Origin of the sequence: Streptomyces sp. NPDC021100, from assembly GCF_044333095.1 — a bacterium.
Lineage (GTDB): Bacteria > Actinomycetota > Actinomycetes > Streptomycetales > Streptomycetaceae > Streptomyces.
In genome coordinates this window covers 1-2,582 of the sequence record NZ_JBIRQH010000053.1, presented here as the reverse complement: position 1 = coordinate 2,582, position 2,582 = coordinate 1, and the positions used below count along the sequence as shown (strand labels likewise).

The following is a 2,582-nucleotide window of genomic DNA, read 5'->3' as shown; positions in this document are numbered from 1 at the left end:
AGACTTCCTCCACGCCTACAACCACCACCGCTGCCACACCGCACTCGGCGGCCACCCGCCAATCAGCCGAGTGAACAACGTTGCGAGTCAATACACCTAGCGTGCGCGAGAGGACTTCCCTCAGCGGCAACGAAGTGGAGAGCGTGCGGTCGACGGTGGCGATAACGCTGGGCATCCGTCCGGACGGTGTCGCCCCGGGCGTGGAGGAAGTGACGGCGATGAAAGAGCGGTTGACGGCGCATGCCGAGCGGCTGCTGTCGCTGGCGAAGAACTGGAACGACGCCCGTCGCCGGACGCTCGGCAGCGTGAGTCCGCAGCTCGTGGGCTATGGGCTGCTGTACGTCCGCCGCGTCATCGACTACGGCGCCCCGGCGGCGGAGACGGACCCGTGGGCGGCCCTGGTGTGGTGCCAGGAACTCGCCTGTGCGGTGAGCTTGATGCTCGACGTCCTGGTGAGGGAGGCCCGGCCCTGACGACCGTCGGCGCCCGGACCCTCCTTCGGTTCAGCCCTTAAGGAGGGCCCCGGCCTCAGCGGCGGGGCGAGCAGTGCTGGTCTTCGGACCGGCGGTCGTGCCGTCGCGCGGGGCCGGTACGCGTGATGATGGAGGTGTGGCAGGGACCGCGTCGTCTTGCGCCTTCATCCGCCCGGCCCCTGCCGTCGCCGGAGCCGCGGTCTTCCTCGTCCAGGGAATCCGCGGGCTTGTCCTGGTCAGGCGGCGGATCATCAGCGTGATCGCCGCCCAGGTCGCCCGCAGGGGCCAGGAACTCACCGGCACCCTCCCCCGCGGCGCACGGCAACTGCCCGCCCAGCACCTGGTCGACGGCGGCTACACCTCCGTCGCCCTGTTCGACACCGCTGCCCGCACCTACCGGGTCGAGCTGGTGGGACCTGTCAGCGAGAACAGCTCCCGGCAGCGCAGGGCCGGCGACGGCTTCGGCCGGGAGAACTTCATTATCGACTTCGACCGTCGCGAGGTCACCTGCCCCAACGGCAAGGTCAGCGGCAACTGGAACGAGCTTCCGGCGATGGCCCCGTTCACCGTGGTGCGGTTCAACAAGCGCCAGTGCGGCCCATGCCCCGAGAGATCGTCATGCACCAGCGAATGGGCCTTGACCTCCCGCGCGGTCCGCAGTGCCTCCTCGAACTTCGGGCGGGCCCGCACACGGGTGCTGATCTTCTCGCTGGAGATCTTGTCCCTCGGGATGCCGTGCTTGCTGAGCGCGTCGAGCTGGGAGTCGAGCTCCTGTCCGAGGGTGGAGCAGCGGGTGTAGCCGATGCGGATGTCCGCGCTCGGCAGGTCCGGGTCGACCGGCGCCGGCGGTGCGGTGCCGGGCCGCCACGGCCGGCCCGAGCCTCGGTCGGCCGGGGTCGGTACCCGCAGTTCCTTCTTCAGCCGGGGCATCATCGCGAAGCGGCGGGTGTGATAGGCGGAGGCGACCGCGCCGCCGCGCGAGCGGCACGGCGAGCCGGGCGGGGCATCGCACTTCGGGCAGGCGTGCTGCTCGACGTCGTCCGCATCCGACCGGTCGGACGCGGAGCGCCGAGGGGCTGTCATGAGCCCGGATTTTTTCGCACAATGCATGTATCACAAGGGGGTCCGTCCCACTTTTGTGTGAGAACGGGTTCTGAGAGCGGATCGGCGGTCCGGCGGAACCGGTGACCGGTGGTTGATCTTGCTCGCACAAAGACGAGAGCGTGGGAACACCGCCAGTTTCAGTCAGTGAAATCCGTTGCGCTCATCGCAAACTGAACGCCATGAGCGTGTACGAACACATTGCCGCGATCCTCCACCCGATGTCCGAGCTCGGCGACGTCCCCGAGGAAGTCTTCAACGACGTCTGACACGACACCGACCGCGACCGTCAGGAGACCGTCCTCCACCTCGAAGCCGCAGCCGACGCCGACCCGGAGGCGAACGAGCCGCTGCTGTCGGCAATCGCCGCCGCCCGCTACCGCCGCGAAACCGCCGAAGCCGAGATCCGCTGGCTCGTCGCGTACGGACGCGAGTTCACCCGTCCCCGTCCCTACAAGCTCGCCGACCTCGCCGACGCGGCCGGCATGCCTATCTCCGGCGTCCGCACCGCCTACGACCACGAGGAAGTCGCCGACGTCCAGAAGGCCACCGGCCTCAAGCCCCGCCAATGGCGGGCCACCATCCCGGACGGCCCTGCTGACGACGGGAGCACCGCATGACCGCACCGGCTGACGCGGCGTTACCGGCCGCCTGCACCTGCCCGAAGCCGTGGGAGAGCCTGGTCGCCGTCATCGAGGGCCAGACCCTGACCGCCCGGCCCGCCCAGACCCTCGGTCCGGCCGCTGCCCTCTACCGCGCCCGCTGCGCGACCTGCGGCGCCGAGTACCCGGCCACTGGCGAGTCATCCCCGGCCAACGCCGCACCTTCCGACCGGGATCAACCGTCTGGCTGCATCGATAGCGGTCAGCGCGGGACCAAGATCATCCCGCTGCCCCTTTTCGCCAGTTCTGGACCCCCTCCAGGGCCTGACCAACATGGTGACCGAGCTCCGCCGCCGCGAGACCGGCTTCACCTCGCTCCACGAGAACCTCGACACCGCCACTCGCG

The 2,582-nt window shown here is 69.6% G+C and carries 3 protein-coding genes and 1 pseudogene; 2 read left to right on the top strand and 2 right to left on the bottom strand.

Translation table 11 applies throughout. The features are described 5' to 3' along the window. A pseudogene (locus ACH4PU_RS36170) lies at positions 1 to 100 on the top strand (IS481 family transposase); the annotation flags it as partial. 1 nt (position 101) lies between these two features. Further along, a complete protein-coding gene (locus ACH4PU_RS36165) occupies positions 102 to 473 on the top strand; it encodes a hypothetical protein (RefSeq protein ID WP_398282332.1) in 372 nt (123 codons plus the stop codon). 393 nt (positions 474 to 866) lie between these two features. Here the strand turns inward: ACH4PU_RS36165 and ACH4PU_RS36160 are convergent, their stop codons facing one another. After that, positions 867 to 1,403: a recombinase family protein gene (locus ACH4PU_RS36160; RefSeq protein WP_398282335.1), complete on the bottom strand. Its 537-nt coding sequence runs from the start codon at positions 1,401 to 1,403 to the stop codon at positions 867 to 869. A 311-nt stretch (positions 1,404 to 1,714) separates the two neighbouring features. Then, positions 1,715 to 2,143, bottom strand: a complete 429-nt coding sequence (locus tag ACH4PU_RS36155) for a hypothetical protein (RefSeq protein WP_398282329.1) — start codon at positions 2,141 to 2,143, stop codon at positions 1,715 to 1,717. Between the last annotated feature and the right edge of the window lie 439 nt (positions 2,144 to 2,582).

Coding starts and splice junctions, on each gene's coding strand:
- ACH4PU_RS36160 (WP_398282335.1), bottom strand. CDS start 1,403: ATGCCCCGGCTGAAGAAGGAACTGCGGGTACCGACCCCGGCCGACCGA.